25 protein-coding genes and 2 tRNA genes are annotated in these 24,070 nt (G+C 68.5%); 21 read left to right on the top strand and 6 right to left on the bottom strand.

The features are described from left to right. Nucleotides 1-22: 22 nt before the first annotated feature. The gene (araA, locus tag CGU35_RS12590) at nt 23-1,537 is read left to right on the top strand and encodes an L-arabinose isomerase (RefSeq protein ID WP_100811928.1); all 1,515 of its coding nucleotides are present in this window, start codon (nt 23-25) and stop codon (nt 1,535-1,537) included. Between the two features lie 19 nt (nt 1,538-1,556). Here the strand turns inward: araA and CGU35_RS12585 are convergent, their stop codons facing one another. Beyond that, complete coding sequence (locus CGU35_RS12585) at nt 1,557-2,735, bottom strand: ROK family protein (RefSeq protein ID WP_100811927.1); 1,179 nt, start codon at nt 2,733-2,735, stop codon at nt 1,557-1,559. 88 nt (nt 2,736-2,823) lie between these two features. On the opposite strand from CGU35_RS12585, the gene xylA reads away from it, so the two are divergent. The 8 genes from xylA (at nt 2,824) to CGU35_RS12545 (ending at nt 10,068) form a co-directional block, all read left to right on the top strand. Then, nucleotides 2,824-4,020, top strand: coding sequence for a xylose isomerase (gene xylA / locus CGU35_RS12580; protein WP_100811926.1), 1,197 nt, complete (start codon nt 2,824-2,826; stop codon nt 4,018-4,020). Nucleotides 4,021-4,029: 9 nt separating this feature from the next. After that, on the top strand, nt 4,030-5,430 hold the full coding sequence (locus tag CGU35_RS12575; protein ID WP_100811925.1) for a xylulokinase: 1,401 nt from the start codon (nt 4,030-4,032) through the stop codon (nt 5,428-5,430). Beyond that, complete coding sequence (locus CGU35_RS12570) at nt 5,427-6,371, top strand: aldose 1-epimerase family protein (protein ID WP_100811924.1); 945 nt, start codon at nt 5,427-5,429, stop codon at nt 6,369-6,371. Before CGU35_RS12575 ends, CGU35_RS12570 begins: the two co-directional genes overlap by 4 nt. A gap of 419 nt (nt 6,372-6,790) precedes the next feature. After that, a complete protein-coding gene (locus CGU35_RS18215) occupies nt 6,791-7,657 on the top strand; it encodes a hypothetical protein (RefSeq protein ID WP_157813977.1) in 867 nt (288 codons plus the stop codon). 27 nt (nt 7,658-7,684) lie between these two features. Further along, nucleotides 7,685-8,479 (top strand): inositol monophosphatase family protein, encoded by a 795-nt coding sequence (locus CGU35_RS12560; protein ID WP_100811923.1) that lies wholly within the window; start codon nt 7,685-7,687, stop codon nt 8,477-8,479. A 383-nt stretch (nt 8,480-8,862) separates the two neighbouring features. After that, nucleotides 8,863-9,822, top strand: a complete 960-nt coding sequence (locus tag CGU35_RS12555) for a M23 family metallopeptidase (protein WP_100811922.1) — start codon at nt 8,863-8,865, stop codon at nt 9,820-9,822. A 72-nt stretch (nt 9,823-9,894) separates the two neighbouring features. Next, nucleotides 9,895-9,966: transfer RNA gene (locus tag CGU35_RS12550), tRNA-Thr, on the top strand. A gap of 28 nt (nt 9,967-9,994) precedes the next feature. Then, nucleotides 9,995-10,068 (top strand) — tRNA-Met (locus CGU35_RS12545). Nucleotides 10,069-10,124: 56 nt separating this feature from the next. Here CGU35_RS12545 and CGU35_RS12540 read toward each other — a convergent pair. Beyond that, on the bottom strand, nt 10,125-11,546 hold the full coding sequence (locus CGU35_RS12540) for a D-alanyl-D-alanine carboxypeptidase family protein (protein WP_232711294.1): 1,422 nt from the start codon (nt 11,544-11,546) through the stop codon (nt 10,125-10,127). Nucleotides 11,547-11,572: 26 nt separating this feature from the next. Here CGU35_RS12540 and CGU35_RS12535 point away from each other — a divergent pair, with 26 nt between their 5' ends. The 12 genes from CGU35_RS12535 to CGU35_RS12485 all read left to right on the top strand — a co-directional run bounded on the left by CGU35_RS12535 (nt 11,573) and on the right by CGU35_RS12485 (nt 19,351). Continuing rightward, a complete protein-coding gene (locus CGU35_RS12535; RefSeq protein ID WP_100811921.1) occupies nt 11,573-11,929 on the top strand; it encodes a YidH family protein in 357 nt (118 codons plus the stop codon). Further along, nucleotides 11,926-12,282: a DUF202 domain-containing protein gene (locus CGU35_RS12530; RefSeq protein ID WP_100811920.1), complete on the top strand. Its 357-nt coding sequence runs from the start codon at nt 11,926-11,928 to the stop codon at nt 12,280-12,282. Before CGU35_RS12535 ends, CGU35_RS12530 begins: the two co-directional genes overlap by 4 nt. A gap of 107 nt (nt 12,283-12,389) precedes the next feature. After that, nucleotides 12,390-12,689, top strand: a complete 300-nt coding sequence (locus CGU35_RS12525) for a hypothetical protein (RefSeq protein WP_100811919.1) — start codon at nt 12,390-12,392, stop codon at nt 12,687-12,689. 339 nt (nt 12,690-13,028) lie between these two features. Next, on the top strand, nt 13,029-13,535 hold the full coding sequence (locus tag CGU35_RS12520) for an ion transporter (protein WP_100811918.1): 507 nt from the start codon (nt 13,029-13,031) through the stop codon (nt 13,533-13,535). 34 nt (nt 13,536-13,569) lie between these two features. After that, complete coding sequence (locus CGU35_RS12515) at nt 13,570-13,773, top strand: hypothetical protein (RefSeq protein WP_100811917.1); 204 nt, start codon at nt 13,570-13,572, stop codon at nt 13,771-13,773. Between the two features lie 72 nt (nt 13,774-13,845). Continuing rightward, on the top strand, nt 13,846-14,670 hold the full coding sequence (locus tag CGU35_RS12510; RefSeq protein WP_100811916.1) for a sulfite exporter TauE/SafE family protein: 825 nt from the start codon (nt 13,846-13,848) through the stop codon (nt 14,668-14,670). A 28-nt stretch (nt 14,671-14,698) separates the two neighbouring features. After that, on the top strand, nt 14,699-15,145 hold the full coding sequence (locus CGU35_RS12505) for an FAS1-like dehydratase domain-containing protein (protein ID WP_100811915.1): 447 nt from the start codon (nt 14,699-14,701) through the stop codon (nt 15,143-15,145). Continuing rightward, a complete protein-coding gene (locus CGU35_RS12500; RefSeq protein ID WP_100811914.1) occupies nt 15,142-15,558 on the top strand; it encodes a MaoC/PaaZ C-terminal domain-containing protein in 417 nt (138 codons plus the stop codon). The genes CGU35_RS12505 and CGU35_RS12500 overlap by 4 nt, the downstream gene beginning before the upstream one ends. A 5-nt stretch (nt 15,559-15,563) precedes the next feature. Then, nucleotides 15,564-16,715: a UDP-N-acetylmuramate dehydrogenase gene (locus tag CGU35_RS12495; protein WP_100811913.1), complete on the top strand. Its 1,152-nt coding sequence runs from the start codon at nt 15,564-15,566 to the stop codon at nt 16,713-16,715. A gap of 82 nt (nt 16,716-16,797) precedes the next feature. After that, complete coding sequence (locus CGU35_RS18395; protein ID WP_198519584.1) at nt 16,798-17,004, top strand: hypothetical protein; 207 nt, start codon at nt 16,798-16,800, stop codon at nt 17,002-17,004. Further along, nucleotides 17,001-18,266, top strand: a complete 1,266-nt coding sequence (locus CGU35_RS12490) for an aldehyde dehydrogenase family protein (protein ID WP_198519583.1) — start codon at nt 17,001-17,003, stop codon at nt 18,264-18,266. Before CGU35_RS18395 ends, CGU35_RS12490 begins: the two co-directional genes overlap by 4 nt. After that, nucleotides 18,263-19,351, top strand: coding sequence for a zinc-binding dehydrogenase (locus CGU35_RS12485; protein WP_100811912.1), 1,089 nt, complete (start codon nt 18,263-18,265; stop codon nt 19,349-19,351). Before CGU35_RS12490 ends, CGU35_RS12485 begins: the two co-directional genes overlap by 4 nt. Nucleotides 19,352-19,372: 21 nt before the next feature. Here CGU35_RS12485 and CGU35_RS12480 read toward each other — a convergent pair whose 3' ends face one another. The 4 genes from CGU35_RS12480 to CGU35_RS12465 all read right to left on the bottom strand — a co-directional run bounded on the left by CGU35_RS12480 (nt 19,373) and on the right by CGU35_RS12465 (nt 23,840). Continuing rightward, the gene (locus CGU35_RS12480; protein WP_100811911.1) at nt 19,373-20,572 is read right to left on the bottom strand and encodes a pyridoxal phosphate-dependent aminotransferase; all 1,200 of its coding nucleotides are present in this window, start codon (nt 20,570-20,572) and stop codon (nt 19,373-19,375) included. 49 nt (nt 20,573-20,621) lie between these two features. Further along, nucleotides 20,622-21,890: a sugar ABC transporter permease gene (locus CGU35_RS12475; RefSeq protein ID WP_100811910.1), complete on the bottom strand. Its 1,269-nt coding sequence runs from the start codon at nt 21,888-21,890 to the stop codon at nt 20,622-20,624. After that, nucleotides 21,887-22,675: an ATP-binding cassette domain-containing protein gene (locus CGU35_RS12470; RefSeq protein ID WP_100811909.1), complete on the bottom strand. Its 789-nt coding sequence runs from the start codon at nt 22,673-22,675 to the stop codon at nt 21,887-21,889. Before CGU35_RS12470 ends, CGU35_RS12475 begins: the two co-directional genes overlap by 4 nt. Nucleotides 22,676-22,760: 85 nt before the next feature. Continuing rightward, nucleotides 22,761-23,840 carry a sugar ABC transporter substrate-binding protein gene (locus tag CGU35_RS12465; protein WP_100811908.1) on the bottom strand — a complete coding sequence of 360 codons (1,080 nt, stop codon included), beginning with the start codon at nt 23,838-23,840 and terminating at the stop codon, nt 22,761-22,763. Nucleotides 23,841-24,070: the final 230 nt, after the last annotated feature.

The raw sequence follows: 24,070 nt of genomic DNA, 5'->3' as shown, positions 1-24,070 counted from the left end.
GCCTCATCGAAAGCAGCACGACATGCCCCGCACCCCCCTCTCCACCTCGCTCGAGTCGTACGAGGTCTGGTTCGTCACCGGCAGCCAGAATCTCTACGGCGAAGAGACCCTCCGGCAGGTCGCCGATCAGTCGCAGGGCGTCGTCGCTCAGCTCGACGGCAACGTGCCCGTCACGGTCGTCTGGAAGCCCGTGCTGAAGGATGCCGACAGCATCCGTCGCCTCGCCCTCGAGGCCAACGCGGCGGACAACGTGATCGGCCTGATCGCGTGGATGCACACGTTCAGTCCCGCCAAGATGTGGATCGGCGGGCTCGACGCCCTGCAGAAGCCCCTCCTGCACCTGCACACGCAGGCGAACGTCGAGCTGCCGTGGGCGGACATCGACTTCGACTTCATGAACCTCAACCAGGCTGCGCACGGCGACCGCGAGTTCGGGTACATCCAGACCCGCCTCGGTGTCGCGCGCAAGACCGTCGTCGGGCACGCCTCCGATGCCCGCGTGCGCGGCGAGATCGCCTCGTGGCAGCGCGCGGCGGCGGGGTGGGCCGCGTCGCGCAGCTTGAAGCTCGCGCGCTTCGGCGACAACATGCGCTACGTCGCCGTCACCGAGGGCGACAAGACCGAGGCCGAGCTGCGGTTCGGCGTGCAGGTCAACACGTGGGGTGTCAACGAGTTGGCGGATGCGGTGGCCGATGCATCCGCATCCGACGTCGACGCGCTCGTCGCCCTGTATGAAGAGGAGTACGACGTCGTTCCCGAGCTGCGCTCCGGGGGAGAGCGCCACGAGTCGCTGCGCGACGGCGCGGCGATCGAACTCGGCCTGCGCTCGTTCCTCGAGGAGGGTGGCTTCGGCGCCTTCACGACGAGCTTCGAAGACCTCGGTGCGCTCAAGCAGCTGCCGGGTCTGGCCGTTCAGCGCCTCATGGCCGAGGGCTACGGCTTCGGCGCCGAGGGTGACTGGAAGACGGCCATCCTGGTGCGCGTCGCGAACGTGATGGGCGCGGGCCTGCCCGGCGGCGCGAGCCTCATGGAGGACTACACCTACGACCTCGTTCCCGGCAGCGAGCGCATCCTCGGGGCGCACATGCTCGAGGTGTCGCCGTCGCTGTCGTCGCAGAAGGCACGCCTCGAGATTCACCCGTTGGGTATCGGCGGCAAGGACGACCCCGTGCGCCTGGTGTTCACGGCCGACCCCGGGCCCGCCCTGGTCGTCGCGATGAGCGACATGCGCGACCGGTTCCGCCTCGTCGCGAACGTCGTCGAGAACGTCGAGGCGCCCGATCTGCCTAAGCTCCCGGTCGGGCGCACGATCTGGAAGCCGCAGCCCGACTTCGCCACGAGCGCCGCGGCGTGGCTGACCGCGGGCGCCGCGCACCACACCGTCATGACGACGGCCGTGGGCATCGAGGTCTTCCGCGACTTCGCCGAGATCGCGAAGACCGAGCTGCTCGTCATCGACGACACGACGACGGTTCGCGGATTCCAGCAGGAGGTGCGCTGGAACCAGGCCTACTACCGTCTGGCTCAGGGGCTCTAGCTCACCGGACCCCGAGGGCTCAGAGAGCCGCGAGCGCGCCCACCGGGTCGTCCAGCAACCGCGCGAAGGCCGCCTCTGCCGCACCCACCAGGAGGCGGTCTTCGCCGAGCGCCGCTGACCGGATGTCCACGTCCTCGCCCGCGGCCGGCATCGCGAGCGAGCGCACGTCATCGAGCAGCTCGCCGGTGCCTTCCTCGGCGATCGTCGCGAGAAACCCACCCAGCACGATCATCTGCGGGTTGAGGACGTTGACCGCGTTGGCGAGGGCCGTGGAGAGGATGCGTCGCTGCCGCGCGATCTCTTCGCGGGCGTCCGGCAGTTCGCTCGCGGCCAGGGCGGCGGCGAGAGTGGGCTCATCGGCGCTGACCAAACGCGCGACCGCGAGCAGACGGGCGCGGCTGACCTCGTCCTCGAGCACGCCGTCCCCGGCGAGCCGGTCGGCCGTCGAGGGGATGCCCGGCCGGTTCTGCCCGAACTCCCCGGCATAACCGGATGCGCCGGCCACGGGCATCCCGTGCACGATCAGGCCGCCACCGATTCCACTCGCGCCGCCGTTCAGGTACACGAGGTTGTCGATGCCGCGCCCCGCGCCGAACAGGTGCTCGGCGACAGCGCCGAGGGACGCGTCGTTGCCCACCACGATCGGGAGTCCGGTCGCTTCGGCGGCGAGCTCGTGCAGCGGCACATCGTGCCAGTCGAGGTGCGGGGCGTTTCGCACCATCCCGTCGACTCCGCGGACGAGGCCGGGAACGGCGAAGCCGAGGCCCACGAGCCGTGCGTCGCGCAGATCGTCCGTACGCCAGGACGCGATCGTCTCGGCCACCAGTCGGACGGTCTCGGCGGGCGTGAGCAGGTGGTCGACCTCTATGCGGCGGCGGGCGGCGACCGTCCCATCGAGTCGTACGGCAGCGATGGCGAGGGCATCGACCTCGGGATTCGCGGCGATCGCCATGATCGACGGATGCGTCACCACGACCGGAGACGGACGTCCCGCGCGCGTCGACGGAGCCGGCGGAAGCTCTTCTGCCAGGCCGATCGAGGCGAGTTCCGCAACCAGGTCGGCGATCGTCGAGCGGTTGAGTCCGGTTGTCGCCGTCAACTGCGCGCGCGACTGGGGGCCCGCCAGATGCAGGATCCGCACCAAACGCGCGAGGTTCGCTCGACGCACGGCTTCGAACGTCGTCGCGCGGTCGGTCATCGCACCAGCGTAGGGGGTCGCCGCGTCCGACGGAATGGTATAGGTTGTGTTCAACAACATTTCCGTTCAGCGAGGATCAGGATCACCCATGAGCACCCCTACGCCCACGCCCGCCGACAAGTTCTCCTTCGGCCTCTGGACCGTCGGCTACAACGGGACCGACCCGTTCGGTGGCCCGACGCGTCCGCCCCTCGACACCGTGCACGCCGTGGAGAAGCTCGCCGAACTCGGCGCGTATGGCCTGACCTTCCACGACGACGACCTCTTCGCCTTCGGTTCGACCGAAGCCGAGCGCGAGAAAGAGATCGACCGGCTGAAGGGCGCACTCGCCGACACCGGCATGATCGTGCCGATGGTCACGACCAACCTCTTCAGCGCCCCTGTCTTCAAGGACGGCGGCTTCACGTCGAACGACCGCGGCGTCCGTCGCTTCGCTCTCCGCAAGGTTTTCCGCCAGCTCGACCTGGGCGCCGAACTCGGCGCCAAGACGTTCGTCATGTGGGGCGGCCGCGAGGGTGCCGAGTACGACGCCGCGAAGGACATCCGCGCCGCGCTCGAGCGCTACCGTGAGGCCGTCAACCTGCTCGGCGACTACGTGATCGACAAGGGTTACGACATCCGCTTCGCCATCGAGCCCAAGCCCAACGAGCCGCGCGGCGACATCCTGCTGCCGACGCTGGGTCACGCCCTCGCGTTCATCGACTCGCTCGAGCGTCCCGAACTCGTCGGCCTCAACCCCGAGGTCGGGCACGAGCAGATGGCGGGCCTGAACTTCGCGGCCGGTATCGCCCAGGCGCTGTACCACGGCAAGCTCTTCCACATCGACCTGAACGGCCAGCGCGGCATCAAGTACGACCAGGACCTGGTGTTCGGACACGGCGACCTGCACAATGCGTTCGCGCTCGTCGACCTGCTCGAGAACGGTGGCCCCGGTGGCACGCCCGCGTACGAGGGCCCGCGCCACTTCGACTACAAGCCGAGCCGCACCGAGGACGAGACCGGAGTCTGGGACTCGGCCGCCGCCAACATGCGCACCTACCTGCTGCTCAAGGAGCGCGCCGCGGCCTTCCGCGCCGACCCCGAGGTGCAGGAGGCGCTCGAGGCTTCGCGCGTTCCCGAGCTCTCGGTTCCGACGCTGAACGAGGGCGAGTCGTACGACGACTTCCTCGCGGACCGCTCGGCGTACGAGGACTTCGACACTGCCTCCTACCTGGGTGGCAAGGGCTTCGGCTTCGTTCGCCTGCAGCAGCTCGCGACCGAGCACCTGCTCGGCGCCCGCGGCTGAGGAGAGCAAATGACGCTCGTCGCGGGGGTCGATTCGTCGACGCAGTCGTGCAAGGTCGTCATCGCGGATGCCTCGACCGGCCGGATCGTTCGCACCGGCCGGTCGGCGCATCCGGATGGCACCGAGGTCGACGCGGAGGCGTGGTGGAACGCTCTGCAGGCCGCGATCGTCGACGCCGGTGGGCTCGACGACGTGGCATCGGTGTCGATCGCGGGTCAGCAGCACGGCATGGTCGTGCTGGATGCGCAGGGCGCGGTCATCCGTCCCGCCCTGCTCTGGAACGACACGCGTTCGGCCGTGGCGGCACGCCAGCTCATCGCGGAGGTCGGGGCTGACACGTATGCGGAGCGGACGGGCGTCGTGCCCGTCGCCTCTTTCACCGCGACGAAGTTGCGCTGGCTGCGCGACGCCGAACCCGAGAACGCGGCCCGCGTCGCGGCAGTGGCGTTGCCGCACGACTGGCTGACGTGGCGCTTGCGCGGGTACGGCCCGGCGGGATCGCCCCTCGGCCCCGTGCTCGACGAGCTCGTGACGGATCGGTCGGATGCCAGTGGCACCGCCTATTGGGGCTCCGCCGGCTATCAGCCCGACCTGTTCGAACGCGCGCTGGGTCACGCGGCCGTGCTGCCACGTGTGCTGGGTCCGCTCGAGCGCGCGGGTACAACGCCGAGCGGGCTCGTCATCGGCCCCGGCGCGGGGGATAACGCAGGCGCGGCCCTGGGTCTCGGTGCCACGGGCGGCGACGGCGTCATCTCGATCGGTACATCGGGAACGGTTTTCGCCGTCACGGAGACTCCGATCGCGGATGCCTCGGGTACGGTCGCCGGCTTCGCCGACGCCACAGGACGGTTCTTGCCGCTCGTCGCAACGCTCAACGCGGCGCGCGTCCTGGATGCTTTCGGCGGGCTGCTCGGGGTCGATCACGATGAGCTCGGTCGCCTCGCGCTCGAGGCGGCACCGGGGCCGAAAAGTCCTGTGCTCGTGCCGTACTTCGAGGGTGAACGAACGCCGAATCTGCCGGATGCCACGGCATCCCTGTCGGGTCTGACGCTCGCCGGTACGACGAGGCCGGCGATCGCGCGCGCGGCGATAGAAGGCATGCTCTGCGGTCTGGCCGCGGGTCTCGACGCGATCCGCGAACAGGGGGTCGAGCTTCACCGTCTGCTGCTGATCGGCGGCGCGGCTCGAAATCCCGCGGTATCGGCGATCGCCGCGCAGGTTTTCGACCTGCCGATCGTCGTGCCTGCGCCGGGCGAGTACGTCGCGCTCGGTGCCGCACGCCAGGCCGCGGGGGTCCTGTCGGGCGTTCTTCCCGACTGGGTTGCCGCGGGGGAGCACGAGGTGCCGGTCGACACCCGGCCGGACATCCGCGCCCGCTATGTCGCCGCCGCGCTAGGGTTCCATCGGTGACTTCGCGAGAACGACGCCCGGCATCCGGCACCCAGCACCTGCTGCGATCTGGGGATTATCACGCCGTCGTCGCCAGCGTCGGGGCGTCCCTCCGGGTTCTGCGGCACCGCGGTCCCGCGGGCGAACGGGATCTGATCGTCCCGTTCGACGCCGACGAGGTCCGGCCCGCCTACCGCGGCGTCTCGCTCGCGCCGTGGCCCAATCGGATCGTCGACGGCCGTTACCGCTTCGGCGGCGTGGACCACGTCCTTCCGCTCACCGAACCCGAGCGCGGGCACGCGCTGCACGGCCTCGTGTCCTGGCTCGACTTCGACGCCGTCGACAAGGGTGCCGACCATGTCACGCTCGCAGCCGAGATCGAGCCGCAGACGGGGTATCCGTGGCGGTTGTGCGTGGAGTCGGCCTTCCGGCTCACGGCCGACGGACTCGAGCAGACCGTCACGGCGACGAACATGTCCGACACCGTGGCGCCGTTCGGAGCCAGCGGGCACCCGTATCTGGTGGCGGGTCCCGGCCGCGTCGACGACTGGACGCTCGAGTTGCCCGCGGACATCGTCCTCGCTGTCACGGACGATCGCCTGATCCCGACGACCGAGCAGGCGGTCGATGCGAGCGACCCGCAGCGCTTCGACTTTCGCCGGGCTCGCCGTATCGCGGATGCGCGCATCGATCACGCTTTCACGGGCCTTCGGCGTGCCGACGGGGTGGCCCGCGTGCGGTTGACGGATGCCTCGGGCTCGGGCGTATCGATGGCCTGGAACGAGGCGTGCCCCTGGGTTCAGATCCACACCGCGGACGTGCCCGGACGGGCGACGGATCGGATCGGATTGGCGGTCGAGCCGATGACCTGTCCACCCGACGCGTTCAATTCTGAGAACTCTCTCATATACCTTGACCCGGCCGCCCGCGCCGGGGGAAGCTGGACCATCGCCGCGATCTGAGCAAGATCGAACGGCACCGTTTTTCCCCTGGTACCACCTCCTTCCTCGGCGTTTGGATCGTCAGTCCGCCGAAAAGGGCGCAAATGAATCCGTTTTGTCCCCCAAAAAGGGGACATACGTGGTGTGCGCAGTGGGGTTATGCTCATTTCAGCTCCTTCTGAAGCATTCGAACCGTCGTCCCCAGCGTCGGGCGGACCGTTTCCCCAAGCGGTTCTGCGATCGGATGGGAAGGAAGCGGGGCCCCCTCGAGTCGCCCAGTCCCCAATGGGCCACCCGAGGGGGCCAATTCTTTGCTCCGGCCCTCCCCACGACTCTTGATCGTGATGACGTCCACAGGTCGCCGAAACTCCTCCGCGCACTCGCGCGGTCACCTGTCAGGATGGAAAAAGCCCGTTCCCTCGTGATCGAAGAGAGCCACCATGTCGCAGCCGCACGGCGCCTTGCCCGCAGAGACCGAAGAAGCGCGCAGTCCTTACTGGAAGTTCGCCGTCTGGATCGCGATCGGCGCCCTCATCGCCGCGGCCCTCGTCTGCGTGGTCGGGGTGCTGGTCGGTGACCAGAACGGGCTGATCGGGCGCGCGTTCCTGACGATCGTGCTGCTGGCCGCATTCGCCGGAGCCGCCCTGCTCGATGCGAGCGTCGCGCCGCGGCGGCCGCAATGGTACGTGCTGGTGAGCATGGTCGGGTGGGTGCTCGCGCTGCTCGCCGGCGCCATCAAGATCTGGGCTCCCATGGACTGGGGCTGGCCGTGGGGGTCGTCGCCCGTCGTCCGCTTCTTCGAATTCGTCGGTATCGTCATCGTCCTGCGCCTGGCGATCCTGCACATCCGTCTCTTCACGAAGACGCAGGGCGAACCGCGGAGCTCCTTCTCGCGCATCGTCGTGCCGATCACGGTGGCGCTGGTCGCTGTGCTCGCGATCCTGCTGATCCTGCCGTTGCTGCTCGCCCGCGCCGTCGAGTTCTCGGAGTTCTACTGGCGTGTCGTCGTCGCGATCACGATCCTCGCGGCCGTCGGCACCGCGCTCGTCCCCCTGGTCAAGGCGCTGAACGGTCCTCGGCGTGTGGCGCCGCCGGCACCGCCCGTGCCCGCACCCGTGTGGCCGACCTACGCCGACGGCGTCACGCCGCTCCCGCCGCTCCCGGATGGTTCGCCCGACTGGAACGCCTACTACACGGGCTACCCGACGCAGCAGACGGCGCCCCCGCTGCAGGCGGCGCCCGTCCCGCCGCCGGTTCCGCCCGTGCCTCCCGTGCCTCCCGCGCCCGAGGCGACGCCTCCCGCTTGAAGTCGCCGCGATGGGTAGCGTAGGTGTGTGGATTCAGACGCGCAGCTCCTGTCCTTGGCCGTCGAGATCGCGCGGGAGGCTGGTGAGCTCGCGCGCACCCGGCGTGACGAGGGAGTCGCTATCGCCGCGACCAAATCGGGCCTCGCCGACATCGTCACCGAGGCCGATCGCGAGGTCGAGCGCCTCATTCGGGACCGTATCGCCCAGGCGCGACCCGACGACGGATTCTTCGGCGAAGAGTCGGCGGCCGAAGAGGGTTCCTCGGGCCTGACCTGGGTGGTCGATCCGATCGACGGCACCGTCAACTACGCCTACGGAATCCCCGCATACGCCGTGTCCATCGGCGTCGTCGAGGGGCCGCCCGACCCGGCGACGTGGACAGCGGTCGCGGGCGTCGTCAACAATCCCGCCACCGGTGAGCTCTTTCGCGCGGCGCGCGGCGAAGGCGCGCATCTCGGTTCGCAGCGACTCGCGATCCGCGACGAACCGGATGCATCCGGCGCGCTCATCGCGACGGGGATGAGCTACGACGCCGAGCGCCGCACGCAGCAGTTCGAGATTCTGGGGCGAGTGCTCCCACTCGCTCGAGACATCCGTCGTATCGGCGCGGCGTCGCTCGATCTCGCGTTCGTCGCCGCCGGCAGGCTCGACGCGTACTACGAGTGGGGCCTCTGGCCGTGGGACATGGCAGCGGGTTCGCTGCTCGTCCGCGAGGCGGGCGGAATCGTCGGCGGCTTGGGGGGATTACCCGCGGGACGCGACCTGCTGATCGCGGCGGGCCCCGAATTCTACGGATCGCTGGAGGCCGTGCTCGCCCGTTGAGCAGTCTGCTCACACATGGCATTCTCAGTCCGGACGGGTTAGTGTTTACCTATTCGTTACCTCCGCCCGAACGGGAGTGACGAGAATCTCAGAAGCCCAATCCCGAAGCCAGACGTCCCGAAACCCGTCGCGTTTCACCGCGATCCCGATCCGAGAGCCCCACCCGCTTGCAGCCCGACGCCCCCGAGTCGGAGCCCGGCCTTACACGCCGTGCTCGCCGTGCCGACGCCTCTGCGTCTGCCCTGGACTCTGCCTCCGATTCTGCTGCGGCGCGTTCGTCCGTTGAATCCGAGACGCGTGCCGCTCGTCGGCGAGCAGCGATTCAGGATGCTCCGCAGAGCCGGCGCCAGGCCCGACTCAGTGGCACGCCGCCTGTCGTACCGGTGGCCGAGACGGCTTCGGATGCTCCGACCATCCCGTCACCGGCCGATCTGACGGCTCCGGTGAGCACGGTCGACAGCGACGCCGCAGACGCGTTCGAAGCCGCGGCTCGTCTGTTCAGCTTCACCGGTGAGAACCCCGTGATCGTGCCGACCTCGGACCCCGTGGCCGCGGACGAGTCGGAAGAGCCGGGGGCCCCGGCATCCGCTGCGCACCGTGTGCCGCGTCGCGCCCGTCGCTCGGGAGCCGCCGTCAGGCGCATCGCGGCGACCGGGTTCAGCATGGGTGTGATGGCGGCGGTCGGACTGCTCACGGTCGCGGTGACCGTGCCCGCTGAGGCCCTCGCCGCGGCGACTCAGGCCGACGCGGTCACCTCGATCGCCGTGGCTTCGAGCGACGAGGTCACTAAAGACAAAGAGATCCAGGCTTTCGTCGCACCCGAGGGTGCCGACACCGAACTCAACCGCGATGAGAAGTATTCGACGGCGACGTTCAGCGAGATCGCTGCGGCAACGGGCATCAGCCGCCACACCAACTTCTTCGTCAACGACCCGAGCGCGCCGATCCAGTGGCCCTTCGCGGTGGGCGTGCCGATCTCGGACGGATACGGTCCGCGCTGGGGCTCGTTCCACTACGGTCTCGACTTCACCCCGGGCGAGGGTGCCGAGATCCAGGCCGTCGCGGCCGGCACGGTTCGCGTGGCAAACGAAAGCGGCGGCGCCTTCGGCGTGCACGTGATCATCGACCACGAGATCAACGGCGAGGTCTTCGCGACGCACTACGCGCACATGCTGTACGGCTCGCTTCAGGTCAAGCCGGGCGATGTCGTGCAGGCCGGCACCGTTCTCGGCCATGTCGGAGACACGGGCCTGTCGTACGGAGCGCACCTGCACTTCGAGGTCTTCGTCAACGGCGCACGCATCGATCCGCTGCCCTGGCTGCGCGAGCACGCCGGCGGTTGATCCGAGGTCATCTCGGTTTCTGCTCGGCGCCTCGCCGATGGTATTCTCTTGTGGTTGCCCGCTTGCGGGTGCGCCCCGATAGCTCAGTGGCAGAGCACTTCCATGGTAAGGAAGGGGTCGTCAGTTCAATCCTGACTCGGGGCTCGCAGCATCCTGGACCGGGATGCGGTGTGGCGGGGTAGCTCAGTTGGTGAGAGCGCACGACTCATAATCGTGAGGTCGCGGGTTCAAGCCCCGCTCCCGCTACGAATGAAGCGCCCCCTCGTGGGGCGCTTCTTTCGTTGCTGGAGCGGTTGGTAGAGCTACCCGAGTTCGCCGGGGTGCGTCAGCCGCCACCATGCGCTCGGCTGCGCGATCCCGCCGTCGAGCGTCACATCGACGGTCGCGGTGTTCGGACCGGCGCTCCAGGTGATGGTGCCGACGGACTCGCCGTCCGCGTAGTTCTGCGGCGTCGACGTGTCCATGGTCACCTTGATCGGAGTGTCGGACCAGGTCCGGATCGATGCGCTTCCGGTGACGATCATCTGCCCCGCGGAGCCCCACGCGGTCGAATACGTGCCGACCCGGTCTCCCCGGCCGATGAGGGGCACACTGTGGAAGCCCGCGCGGATGCTGTCGAGCAGGTTGACGACCCCGTTGCTGACCGACTCGCGAGAGAATCCACCGAGCACGACGCCGGTCACGCTCAGCGGCAGATCGGTTCCGATATCGAGGATCGCCGTGTACAGCAGGGTGTAGTCGTTCTCGCCGAGCGTCCCGGTCTTGAGTCCGGTGATTCCGGATGTCCCCAGCAGGCCGTTCGTGTTGGACATCGTCCCCGGACCCGGAAGAGTCAGAGACGCCGTCGCCGCGATCTGGGCGATCACGGGGTTCGCCGCCGCGATCTTGCCGATCGCGATCATGTCGCTCGGCGTGCTCGTGTTGCGCGGGCTGAGGCCCGTGGGCTCGACGATCGTCGTGCCCGTCAGGCCGTTCGCCTCCAGCCACCGGCGTGCCGCGCTCACGAAAGCGCCCTGCGAGCCGAACGCCCAGGTCGAGACGGCCTCGGCATAGTTGCTCGCCGAGGGGATCAGTATCGTCGCGAGCGCGTCGTGCAGCGACATCGACGTGCCCCGGGGCATCTCGGCGACCGTCGCCCCGAGCACGTAGTACTCGTCGAACAGATCGCGATCGGTCTCGTCGAACGCGATCGTCGGTCCGGGGTCGTCCGGGCCCGCGAGAGGTTTCGCATCGAGGATGACGAGCGCCGTGATCAGCTTGCTGATGCTCGCCATCGGGCGCGGGTCGGCCGATCCGCTGGTCATCCAGATCCCGCTCGCCTCCGCCCCGAGGTAGTCGTCGGCGCCCGCGACGCTGATCGCGGCGGAACCCTCGACGGGCAGGGCGATCGTCGCGGCCGGCGGAACCGAGACATCCGGGGTCTGCCACTCCACGGTGGGTTCGGGCAGCGGGGCGTTCAGGGCCCACGCCGCGTAGCCACCGGCGGAGCCTAGGACGACCGCGACGACGATCGCCACGATGATCCAGGCCTTCCGGCGACGGCGCCGCCGGATCGCGGAATCGGCCCGGGTGCGGCGTGTGGGAAAGACCTGCTCGTCACGCATCAACTCGGTCAGACCGGGCAATCCGCTGGCGGAATCGTCCTGAATCGTGATGGCGGGCCCCCGTCCGTCGACCGAATCCCCATCATGCCCGGCCCGTGTTGCCCCGTCCAGCGCGCGCATCGCGGCTACAGTCGATCGCGAGCGCCATGACGAATCGATTCCCCCGTTCCCTGTACAGTCGCGGGTCTGAGCCGGACCCCCGGTTCAGCCTCGCCAACGAGCGCACCTTCCTCGCCTGGATTCGAACGTCGTTGGCACTGCTCGCCGCGGGCGTCGCGCTCGAGGCGCTGCAGATACCCGTGTCAGCCGGGTTCCGGCTCGCCGCCGCGGTCGTCTTCGTCGTGCTGGGGGTGGTCGCCGCGGGTCACGCATGGTTGTCCTGGCTCCGCACCGAGCGCGCCCTGCGCGAGAATCGGGCGCTTCCCTCCACCGGAGTGAGCCTCGTGATCGTGGCGGGCATCGTCGTAGCCGTCGTGCTGCTCACGGCGGGCTTCTTCTGGTGAGTGCGCCGAGCCACGCACCGTTCGATCCGGGTCTTCAACCCGAGCGGACACTGCTGGCTTGGCGGCGCACGTGTCTGGCTCTCGCGGTGGCGAGCGCGGTCGTGGTGCGCTTCTCGGCAGAGGTCATCGGACCCGCAGCGGCCGTCGCCCTCGGGTTGATCGGTGTCATCGCGGCCGGGGCCGGATATGTCCGCGCATCCGTCCGGTACCGGCGCGCTCATGATGGCCTCGTCGCCGACGGGGAACTGCCGATCGACGGGCTGGCTCTCGCCCTCGTCACCCTGACCTTGCTGGTGGTCGGCATCGCGGCTGCCTTGTTCGTCATCGGACGCGGGTTGGCACGCCTGGGCTGACGACCGCTGTCACGCGGACGTCACAAGACATGATCCCGCCCCGTTGTCAAGGGTGGATCAGCTGCGAGTGAGCCGCAGCACACTGGACGGATAGCGGTTGGAGAACCATGTCCAGCATCCACAACCCGCACTACGCGTTGCAGCCGACCACCACGATGATGTGGCTCGTGCTCGATCTCGGGCGTCCTCTCGGAGATCCGCGCCGCACGGTCGCGCGCGTCTACGAGGTCGAGGCGGACGAAGTCGAGGTCGAGTGGCTTCTCGATCTCCCGTTTCCCGCCCGATACAGCTCGCCGACCGCGGTCGTCCGGGACCTTCAGCGGCGAGAGGCGCGATCCCGATCCGAGCGCCCGGTGCCCATTCCCCATCGCGGTCCGCCCCGTTCGGCTCTGAGCTCGGCGGACTAGCTCCGCAGACGAGCGAATCCCTCGCACAGAAGGGCCCTCTCGCGTCGTCGTCTTCCCCAGCCGTCGACACGAGAGGGCTATCCTGATTCCCCTCGAACATTCGTCTCATCGCACGAAAAAACACGCGCCGTTTCGGGCGCGTATCAGATCGCACAGCGATAGGACACGGTGATCAGTCCCCACGTCACACCGTTGAGATCGGGTTCTCGTAACCTAGCAAAGCCGCTCACAAACTGTCCACCGAAAGGGGGACAGTTTCGAATAATTCGTCGGGGTGTTACGCATCGGTTGCGGGCGAGTTGCGCGGACGCGCGGTGGGCCATCCGCGAGAATGCGGACATGACCCCAGAACGGTGGCAGAAGCTGACCTATTGGCCGCTGATCGTGGCTTCGTTCGCGTTCATCGTCGCTTACTCGTGGCAGGTCATCGCAGAGCTGCGCGGGGGTCCCCGCATCATCACGGCGACGATCATCCTCGTCACCTGGGTCGTCTTCGCCGCCGACTATCTGGTGCAGCTCTCGATGGCGCCGAAGAAGGGCGTGTGGTTCCGCGCGCACCTCTTCGCCCTCGCGGTCGTCATCATCCCAGCGCTCAAGCCGCTCCGGCTCCTGCGCGTGCTGACGCTGTTCCATCCCTTCGGGCGGAGCGCGGGCGATGCCCTGCGCGCACGCCTGATGATCTACGGCGTCGCGTCCGCCCTGATGGTCATCTACATCGCGGCGCTGTCGGTGCTCGAAGCCGAGCGTGCGTCGCCCGACGCGAACATCACCAGCTTCGGCGATGCGATCTGGTGGGCGTTCGTCACGATCACCACGGTCGGCTACGGAGACTTTCACGCCGGTTGACCGTTTTGCGGGCCGCGTTCGTTCGCGGTTTTTCTTGCTTCATGTTTTCTTCGGGTTGTTCGCCGTGCTCGGCATCAGCACCGCAACCCTGGCCTCGTGGGTCGCCGAACGCGCGACCGCCGGTCACGAGGAGTACCAGCCGGCGACCCGAGCGGAGGTGAGCAGGCTCTCGGCGCAGCTCGCGGCTCTCGGTGCGCCGGCGGATCCTCCGGCACCACCCCGTTCTCCGGACGCCTGATGGCGGCGGGAGTGCCCTCCGCGCTGGACTAGGGTTTTGCTGGTGTGCCCGCGAGGGCGGAGAGGTCGGGTCATGCCAGGACGTGGTGCAACCGGGGGAGACGGCGGAGTCGTCGAGGGCTACCGATGGACGCCGGGACGGGTCATCCTGCACATCGCGGTCGGGCTGTTCGCCGGTCTCCTCTCCGGCATGTTCGGGGTCGGCGGCGGAATCGTCATCGTTCCGCTGCTCGTGCTGGTTCTCGCATACCCGCAGCGCCTGGCCTCGGGCACCTCACTCGCGGCGATCATCCCCGCGGCGAGCGTCGGCGTCGTCTCCTACGCCCTGAGCGGTGACGTCGCCTGGATCCCGGCGCTGATCCTGGCAGCGGGAGCGGTCATCGGTGCGCAGGTCGGCACGTGGCTGCTGCCGCGCGTGCCCGTCCGGGTGCTGCAGTTCGGGTTCGCCGCGTTCCTCATCGTCGTCATCGTGAGCCTCTTCCTGATCATCCCGAGCCGCGGCGAGCCGTTCGAGCTCAGTTTCCTCGTCGTGCTGGGCCTCATCGCGCTCGGGCTCGTCACGGGCGTGCTCTCGGGGCTGCTCGGAGTCGGCGGCGGAATCATCGTGGTTCCCGCGCTGATGCTGTTGTTCGGGACGAGCGACCTGATCGCCCGCGGCACCAGCCTTCTCATGATGATCCCGACGGCCCTGTCGGGAACGTTCGGCAACGTGCGCCGAAAGAACGTCAACCTGCTGGGCGCCGTGCTCGTCGGGGGTGCTGCGTGCACGACGACCGCTCTGGGTGCACTCATCACCAAGAGCGTCGATCCGCTCTCGGCCAACATCATCTTCGCGGTGTTCCTCTTCTTCATCGTCGTGCAGATGATCGTGCGGGCCATCCGCGGGCGATCCAAGTAGGGCCGGCACGCCGTCATAGGATGGCGGAGTGCCAGTGAATCCCGAGCTCGTCGGACGTACGTTCCCGGCGACCGAGCCCTACCTCGTCGGACGCGAAAAGGTGCGCGAGTTCGCCCGTGCCGTGTTCGCAACGGATCCCACCCACACCGATGTGGCAGCCGCGCAAGCGCTCGGATACACGGATGTCGTCGCACCGCCGACCTTCGCGATGGTGATCCAGGACCTCACGCTGCAGCAGCTGCTCGCCGAACCCGACTCGGGGGTCGTGCTCGAGCGCACGATCCACGCCGAACAGAAGTTCCGCTACACGCGCCCCATCGTCGCGGGCGACGAGCTGACCGGCCGCCTCGCGGTCACCGGTGTCCGCGCGATCGGAAAGGGCGCCATGGTCACGAGCGAAGCCGAGATCACGGATGCCTCGGGCGCTCACGTCGTGACCGCGACATCCATCCTGCTGATCGGTGGCGAAGAATGACCGACCTGGTTCCCACGGTCGGCGAGATCGTCGCCGACCGCACCGTGCATCTGTCCCGGGAATCCCTCGTGCGCTACGCCGGTGCGTCGGGCGACTTCAACCCCATCCACTACAGCGACGAGGTTGCGGCCCGCGTGGGCCTGCCGGGCGTTCTCGCCCACGGCATGCTGACGATGGGACTCGCGGGCTCGACGATCGTCCCGTGGCTCGGCGACGCCGGGCGCATAACCGATTACGGCGTGCGCTTCACGCGTCCCGTCGTCGTCGACGCCGAGGATGGCGCCGACGTCCGGGTCGTGGCCACGGTGGCCGAGGTCGACGAGGCCGCCGGCACCGCCCGCATCGATCTCGTCGTGTCGCACGCCGAGACGACGGTGCTCGGCAAGGCGCAGGTGCGCGTCCGGTTGGGCTGAGGCCCATGCCCGACATCGATCCGATCCCGCTTGCCGAGCTGACGACGCTGCGCACGGGGGGTCGTCCGACGCGCATGATCGCGGCGCGTACGCGTGATGAGCTGGTCGCCGCGCTCCGTGACGTGTGGTCGAGGGATGAACCGTGGCTGGTACTCGGAGGAGGCTCGAACCTCTTCGTCGGCGACGCCGCGTTCGACGGCACCGTCGTGCGCATCATGACGAAGGGGATCGAGCGCGTGCCTTCCCCGCGCCCCGGTTTCACCCGCCTGCGGATCGAGGCGGGCCACGACTGGGACGACCTCGTCGCGTATACCGTCGCCGAGGGCCTGGCCGGCATCGAGGGGATGTCGGGCATTCCCGGTACGGTCGGCGCGGCGCCCGTCCAGAACGTGGGGGCGTACGGGCAGGAGATCGAACAGACCCTGGTCGAGGTCGAGCTGATCGACGAGGCGACGGGGGACGTCGAGACCGTACCGGTCGACGAGCTCGGCCTCGGGTTCCGCACCTCGGTCTTCAAGGCCCACTACGGGTCGGTCGCCGAGCGACCGTCCGTGATCCTGTCGGTGACGCTCGAGCTCGAAGAGGTCGGTGCCGAGCCGCGGATCGTCCGCGGCGAGCAACTGCGGCGTGCCCTCGGATACGAGCCGGGGGCGTCCGCGACCCTGGGCGACGTGCGCCAGCGCGTCCTCGCGACGCGCCGCGCCAAGGGCATGGTGCTGGACGGTCTTCCTGACGACCGCGCCGACCCCGATACCCGTAGTGCCGGATCGTTCTTCCAGAATCCGATCGTCTCGGCCGCTTTCGCGCACACGCTTCCCCCCGAATGCCCCCGATGGCCGGTGCGACCCGACGTCGAGGTCGACAGGGTGATTCCCCTGGCGTCCTACGACGGGTATGTGCCCGTGGCATCCACGTCGGCGCCCGACGTGAAGATCAGCGCCGCCTGGCTGATCGAGCACGCGGGGTTGCGCAAGGGCTTCTCGTTGCCGCGCTCGCGCGCCGGACTCTCGACCAAGCATGCGCTCGCCCTGACCAATCGCGGGGGAGCGACGGCGGCCGAGATCGCCGAGCTCGCGCGGTTCATCCAACAGCGCGTCCAGGCCGAGTTCGGGTTGGTCCTGCAGCCGGAACCCGTCCTGATCGACGTGGAGCTGTAATCGGTCGGAATCAATTTCAGCCGAACTGATGACTTTGGTCGCCGGGTCGGCTAGAACAGAGGGGTTCCGAAGGAGGAATCCCATGTCGACGATGACATCCCATTCCGATCAGCGCCTGTTCACCGGCGGGGAGTGGCTCACGCCGCACTCGACCGCGCGCATCGAGGTGGAGAACCCCTACACGCGGACCCTGGTCGGTACCGCGCCGGACGCCGACGCGAGCGACGTCGACGCGGCGGTCCGTGCGGGGCGCGGGAGGCCTTCGACCACGGACCCTGGCCGCGCATGAGCCCCGACGAACGCGCCACCCTGCTGGAGCGGCTCGCGGACGAGCTCGAGCGACGCGGTGCCGAGATCTCCGACCTGGTGACGGACGAGATCGGCCAGCCCACGGGCCTGTCACGATTCGTCAACGGAATGATGCCGGCCGGTCAGCTGCGGTTCTTCGCGGGGCTCATCCGCGATTTCGCGTTCGAGGAGGAACGAGCCAACGTCGCGGGTCCGGGCGCCTCGCTCATCCGGTACGAACCGGTCGGTGTCGCGGGTCTGATCGTGCCGTGGAACTACCCCCAGTCGCTGCTGTCGGCCAAGCTCGCTCCCGCGCTCGCCGTGGGGTGCACCCTCGTCATCAAGCCCGCCGCCGAGACTCCGCTCGACGCGCTCGCGCTCGCCGCGGCCGTCGAGGCGGTCGGATTCCCGCCCGGGGTCGTGAATGTCGTGACGGGCGGTCGTGAGACGGGCGACGCCCTGGTGAAGCATCCGGGTGTCGACAAGATCGCCTTCACCGGATCCACCGCCGCGGGCCGCATCATCGCCCGCAACTGCGGTGAACGGCTCATCCCGGTCACGCTCGAACTCGGAGGAAAGTCCGCGGCGATCGTGCTGGACGACGCCGACATCGACGTCACGCTGGCCGGGCTGCGCGGGAACTCCTTCATGAACTCGGGACAGACCTGCTTCCTGCTCTCGCGCGTGCTCGTGCCGCGTTCGCGGCGGGACGAGGTCGTGGACGGTCTCGTCGACGTGGCGCGCTCGTTCCGGCTGGGTGACCCCCGGGATGCCACCACAGAGCTCGGCCCGCTGGTCTCGGAGCGCATCCGTTCGCGCGTCCGCGGGCTGGTCGACGGGGCGCGTGCGCGCGGGGCGCAGGTGCTCACGGGAGGACGTGATCTGCCCGGCGAATCCGGCTACTTCTACGAGCCGACCATCCTGACGGGGGTCTCGCCGGATGACGAGATCGCGCAGGAAGAGGTGTTCGGTCCCGTGGTCACCGTGCTGGAGTACACGGACCGTGAAGACGCCGTGCGCATCGCCAACGACTCGCATTACGGGCTGGGCGGAGCCGTCTTCTCGCGCGACATCGATGCCGCCCGAGACATCGCACGCGCGGTGCAGACCGGCACCATCGGGGTGAACGGGTACTCCCCGGACCTCGCGTCCCCCTTCGGCGGGTACAAGTCCTCGGGGCTCGGACGTGAGCAGGGTCACGAGGTCTTCTACAACTACCTCAACACCAAGTCGATCAACGTCGTGCTCGGAGCCGGATCATGAGGGCCGCGGTCGTGAACGCCTTCGGCGGCGGGTTCGACATCGAAGAGATCGACATCGACGAGCCGCGCGGACGCGAGGTGCTCGTCGATATCAAGGCATCGGGTCTGTGTCACTCGGACCTGCACTTCGCCGAGACGAACTTCGGGATGGAGCCGCCCATGGTGCTCGGCCACGAGATCGCGGGAGTCGTCGCCGCGGTCGGCCCGGATGTCACCGAGTTCGCGGTGGGCGACCACGTCGTGGGCTCGCTCGTTCAGTTCTGCGGAGCGTGCGTCGCCTGCCTGAGCGGCGAAACCGTGCGGTGCCTGCATCCCGAGGCGACCCTGCGTGCGCCCGGCGAACCCCCGCGTCTGAGCCGTGATGGCGAGCCCGTGCTGGCTGCGATGGGAACCGCTGGATTCGCCGAGCAGGCGCTTCTGCACGAGAACCAGGTGGTCGGAATCGACCCCGCGGTGCCCTTCGCCGAGGCATCCGTTCTCGGTTGCGGCACCATCACGGGTGCGGGTGCGGCGATCAATTCCGCGGGTGTACGCCCCGGCCAGACGGTTGCCGTGATCGGCCTCGGTGGCGTCGGCCTGAACGTCGTCAGCGGAGCGCGCCTGGCGGGTGCCGCCCGCGTGGTCGGCATCGATCTGAACGACGAGAAGCTCGAACTCGCTCGCTCGTTCGGGGCCACCGACGTGATCAACGGCCGGAACGTCGACGTCGTCGCGGCCGTGCAGGAAATGACGGGCGGGGGTGTCGACCACGCGTTCGAGGTGATCGGGCGGAAGGACACCGCGCTGCAGGCCATCGCGATGCTCGGCGTCGGGGGCACCGCCAGCCTGATCGGCATCCACGGCGCGGGCTCGACGATCGAGCTCGATCCGAACGACTTCCTGCGAGCGCAGAAGAAGGTGCAGGGCGTCTACATGGGACACGCGAACATCAAGCGCGACATCCCGTTCTACGCCTCGCTCTTCCTGCAGGGGAGGCTCAACCTGACCGACCTGATCTCTGCCGAGATCTCGCTCGGCGACATCGACGAGGCCTACGAAGAGCTGCGCACGGGACGCACGGCGCGCAGCGTGATCACGCGGTTCTGACGCGCGGCTGCGCGACGGCGTTCACGCGAACAGCTGCTGCAGGCGCCGGATGCCCTCGACGAGCTGGTCGTCGCCGAGCGCGTACGACAGGCGGAGGTATCCGCTCGGTCCGAACGCCTCACCGGGCACCACGGCGACCTCGGCCTCTTCGAGGATGAAGTCGGCGAGCTCGAGCGAGGAGTTCAGCGTGCGACCGCGCCATTCGCGCCCGAGCAGGCCGGTCACGTCGGGGTAGACGTAGAACGCGCCGAGCGGAACCGGCACGACCACGCCATCGATCTTCGACAGTTCATCGACGATCAGGCGGCGTCGGCGGTCGAAGGCGAGCCGGAATTTCTCGGCCTCGTCCTGCGGACCCGAGAGCGCGGCGAGCGCGGCGCGCTGCGCGATGTTGTTGACGTTGCTCGAGAGGTGCGACTGCAGGTTCGACGCGAGGGCGATCGCATCGCGCGGACCCACCATCCAGCCCACGCGCCAGCCGGTCATGGCGTAGGTCTTCGCGACGCCGTTGACGAGGATCGTCTGACCGGCGAGCTCGGGGACCGCCTCGACGATCGATACGGCATGCGCGCCCTCGTAGACGAGGTTCTGGTAGATCTCGTCCGAGATCACCCAGATGCCGTGCTCGAGCGCCCATTCGCCGATGGCCCGCGTCTCTTCGGGGGTGTACACCGAGCCCGTGGGGTTCGAGGGTGAGACGAAGACGAGCACCGTCGTGCGCCCGGTGCGCGCGGCCTCGAGTTGCTCGACCGTGACCTTGTAGTCCTGGTCGGCGCCGGCGAAGACCTCGACCGGAACACCATCGGCGAGGGCGATCGCCTCGGGATACGTCGTCCAGAACGGTGCGGGGAGCAGGACCTCGTCGCCCGGGTTCACGACGGCCTGGAACGCCTGGTAAACGGACTGCTTGCCGCCGTTGGTGACGACGATCTGGGCGGGGTCGACCTCGAGCCCGGAGTCGCGTAGCGTCTTGGCCGCGATCGCCTCGCGCAGCACGGGCAGTCCGGCGGCCGGGGTGTAGCGGAAGTTGGCGGGGTCGTGGAGCGCCTCGGCCGCGGCATCGACGATGAACTGCGGCGTTGCGAAATCGGGCTCGCCCGCAGCGTAGGAGATCACGGGGCGGCCCGCGGCCTTCAGTGCCTTCGCTTTGGCATCGACCTTGAGGGTCGCCGACTCGGCGATGGCGGACAGTTTGCGGGAGAGCGGTGCGCGTTCGGTCACGACTAGATCGTAGTCGCGCCTCCCGTGCGCCGCCCTCCCGCGCACCTCCCTAAATGCGCGCGCCGCCCCCGGAACGCAGGCGCGACAGGGCGTCGACCGTGGCGGCCAGGATCAGCACACCACCCGTCACCAGCAGGTTGATTCCGGCGGGCAACCCCAACAGGCCGAGACCATTCGTGATGACGGCGATCACGAGTGCGCCGATGGCGGCGTGCACGAGGCGTCCTTTTCCTCCGAAGAGGCTCACCCCACCGACGACCGCCGCGGCCACACCGCTGAGGACGATGTCACGACCGACCGTCGCATCGACCGAGCCCACGCGAGCGACGCTGAACAGCGCCGAGAGCACCGCGAGCGTCGAACAGATCACGAAGGCCCACCACATGATGAGCCGGACCTTGACGCCCGACCGGCGTGCCGCCTCTTTGTTGCCGCCGATGGCGTAGATGTAGCGCCCGAACTTGGTGCGGTCGAGGACGAAGGTGCCGATCCACAGTACGGCGAGGACGATCGGCACGATGACCGGCACGCCCTCGACGGCGACGACGGACTGCCCGCGGTTCTGGTTCAGCACGAAGACGACGACGCCGCCGATGACGGCGATGGCGGCGAGCTTGATCCAGAGAACGGTGATGGTGCGGTTGGGCACCCCCGCCCGAGTGCGGCGCCGGCGATCCCACCAGGACGTGCCGCCCGACACCGCGAGCATGATGATCAGCAGAGCCCAACCGGCCCAGACGGGCAGGTTGCTGTTCTGGATGGCGACGAGCTCGGGCACCTGCAGGCGGTAGAGGCCTCCGTCGCCGATGATCAGCAGCGCGAGACCCTGGTAGCCGAGGAACAGGCCCAGCGTCACGACGAAGGATGGTATGCCCACCCTGGCGACGAAGAAGCCGATCAAGGCCCCGGTGCCGAATCCCACGGCGAAGCCGATGAGCAGCGCAATGGGCCATGGCACACCGAACTGCGCGTTCAGGACGACGAAGAGCGCCATCGCGACGCCGCCCGTGACGCCGGCCGACAGGTCGATCTCTCCGAGCAGGAGGACGAAGACCAGCGCGATCGCGAGCATCACGAGGGTCGCGGCCTGATTCATCAGGTTCGCGAAGTTGCGCTCGGTGAGGAAGAACGGGCTCAGGAAGCTGAAGAGGGCGCCGAGCACGACGAGTCCGCCGATTGCGGGAAGGGCGCCCATGTCGCCCGAACGCACCCGCTGGACCCAGCCGCGGATCTGATCGCCGAGGCCGCCTTCGATGCCGGACCCGATCATGCCCTCGCCGGTGAGAGGCGGGGCGGCGTCCTTCGATGTGGTGGTCATTCTGCGCCTCCCGTGGCGATCGTGCTGGTCTCCTGGACGGTGAATCCGGGCGGGGTCTTCGTGCCGGTGATGTACCCGACGACGTCGTCGCGGGTCGTGTCGGAGATCTGCAGCTGCGCGACGAGCTGTCCGAGGTAGAGGACCGCGACGTCGTCGGCGACCTCGAACACGTCCGCGAGGTTGTGGCTGATGAGGACGACGGCGACGCCCTGCTCGGAGAGGCGCCGCACGAGGTTCAGCACCTGCTCGGTCTGCGCGACGCCGAGTGCGGCGGTCGGCTCGTCGAGGATGACGACGCGGGCCTTCTTCAGAACGGCGCGGGCTATCGCCACGGTCTGGCGCTGGCCACCGGAGAGCGAGGAGACGCGCTGCCGCACCGATTTCACGGTGCGCACGGACAGCGAACGCAGCGTGTCGGACGCTTCCTTCTCCATACGACCCTCGTCGAACGTGCCGAAGGCGGTCTCTTCCCGCCCGAGGAACATGTTCTGGACGATGTCGAGGTTGTCGCACAGCGCGAGGTCCTGGTACACGACCTCGATGCCCAGTGCCGAGGCCTCGCGGGGCGTCGCGAGGTCGCGGTGCACGCCGTCGATGCGCACCTCGCCCTGGTCATAGGGCTGCACGCCCGCGAGCCCCTTGATCAGAGTGGACTTTCCGGCGCCGTTGTCGCCGACGAGCGCGGTGACCTTGCCGGGGTAGACCTTCAGGTCGATTCCCTTCAGCACGGAGACGGGGCCGAATGACTTCTTCACTCCGACCAGTTCGATAATCGGGTCTGGCATCTTCGTTCCTTCGATGGTCAGTTACGAGGTCGTGGGTGGGGGCGTCGCATCATGCTGTTGATGCGACGCCCCCGGGGTGTTCGCGCTACGGTGCCGTGACGCCGAACTCCTCGCACTTGGCCATGACGTCCGGGGTGCAGACGTCGTCGTAGGCGGCGTCGCCGGCGGCGATGACGTCCTTGACCATGTCGGGCCCGACCAGGACCGGCGTGACCTGGACATACGGCGTGCCGTCGTCCAGCTTCGCGTCGGTGCTGACCGTCTCGCCCTTCAGGAGCGCGACTGCGGTCTCGACCGCGGCGTCGGCCTCGTCTTTGACGGGCTTGTAGACGGTGGCGGTCTGCCAGCCCAGCAGGATGTTCTGCAGGCCCGCGACGTTCGCGTCCTGTCCCGAGACGGCAACGCCGCTCAGGTTGTTGTCCTGCAGGACCTTGATGACGCCCGCCGCGTTCGTGTCGTTGGCGACCCACACGCCGTCGACCTTGCCGCCCAGACTCGTGAGGGCCTGCTCGAAGTTGGTCTGCGACTTGGCCTGATCCCAGACCCCCGGCGGCTCGGCGGCCGGCTTGATGCCCGCGGCTTCCATCACCTCGACGGCGCCCTTCTTGAACATCGCGGCATTGCCGTCCGTCGGGTCTCCACCCATGTAGACGACAACGGCGGTCGCGGGGTCCTTGCCAGCGGCCTGGAGGCCGTCGAGGACGGTCTGGCCCTCGAGTGCACCGACCTTGACGTTGTCGAACGAGACGTAGTAGTCCGCGCCTTCGAAGGGGCGGTCGTAGGCGATGACGGGGATGCCCTCGGCGGTGGCCTTGGCGGCGACCGCCTCGGCCGCACCCTGGTAGTCGACAAGAAGCATGACGCCGCAGCCCTGGGTCAGCTGCTGGTCGGCGATCGTGGAGTACTTGTTGACGTCGCCCTGTGCGTTCTGGATGTCGACCTCGAACCCGGCGCCCTCCAGGCCTTCCTGGAGGTACTTGCGGTCGAAGTTCTCCCAACGGGGCGATGACGCGGCGTCGGGGAGGATGACGCAGGCACGACCGGCGGCGTCGCCGCCGCCGTTGTCACCCGAGGACGAGGGGGTGCCCGAGCCGGAACAACCGGCCAGCAGCACCGCCGAAGCTCCGACGGCAGCGAGCGCCGGGAGCAGGAGAGACTTCTTCATCTTTCGCCTTTCCACCATGAATATGCGATTGCCGGAGCAGCAGTGCCCCGCAGATCGATCATGACGATGTGGCGATCTAACGTCAAGAGTTGAACGCAAGAACGCTCCCAGGGCAACCGAATCGATTCAGAGCCGTCGGCTACTCGGCAAGAGAGGTGGATATGCAGGCTAAACGGCCTGAATATTGTGCAGAATGATCAGTTGCCGCGTCATTCTCGCGGAACGCCACT

This window comes from Microbacterium sp. BR1 (assembly GCF_002812725.1).
Classification (GTDB): Bacteria; Actinomycetota; Actinomycetes; order Actinomycetales; family Microbacteriaceae; genus Microbacterium.
This window is presented reverse-complemented; position numbering and strand designations above follow the sequence as displayed.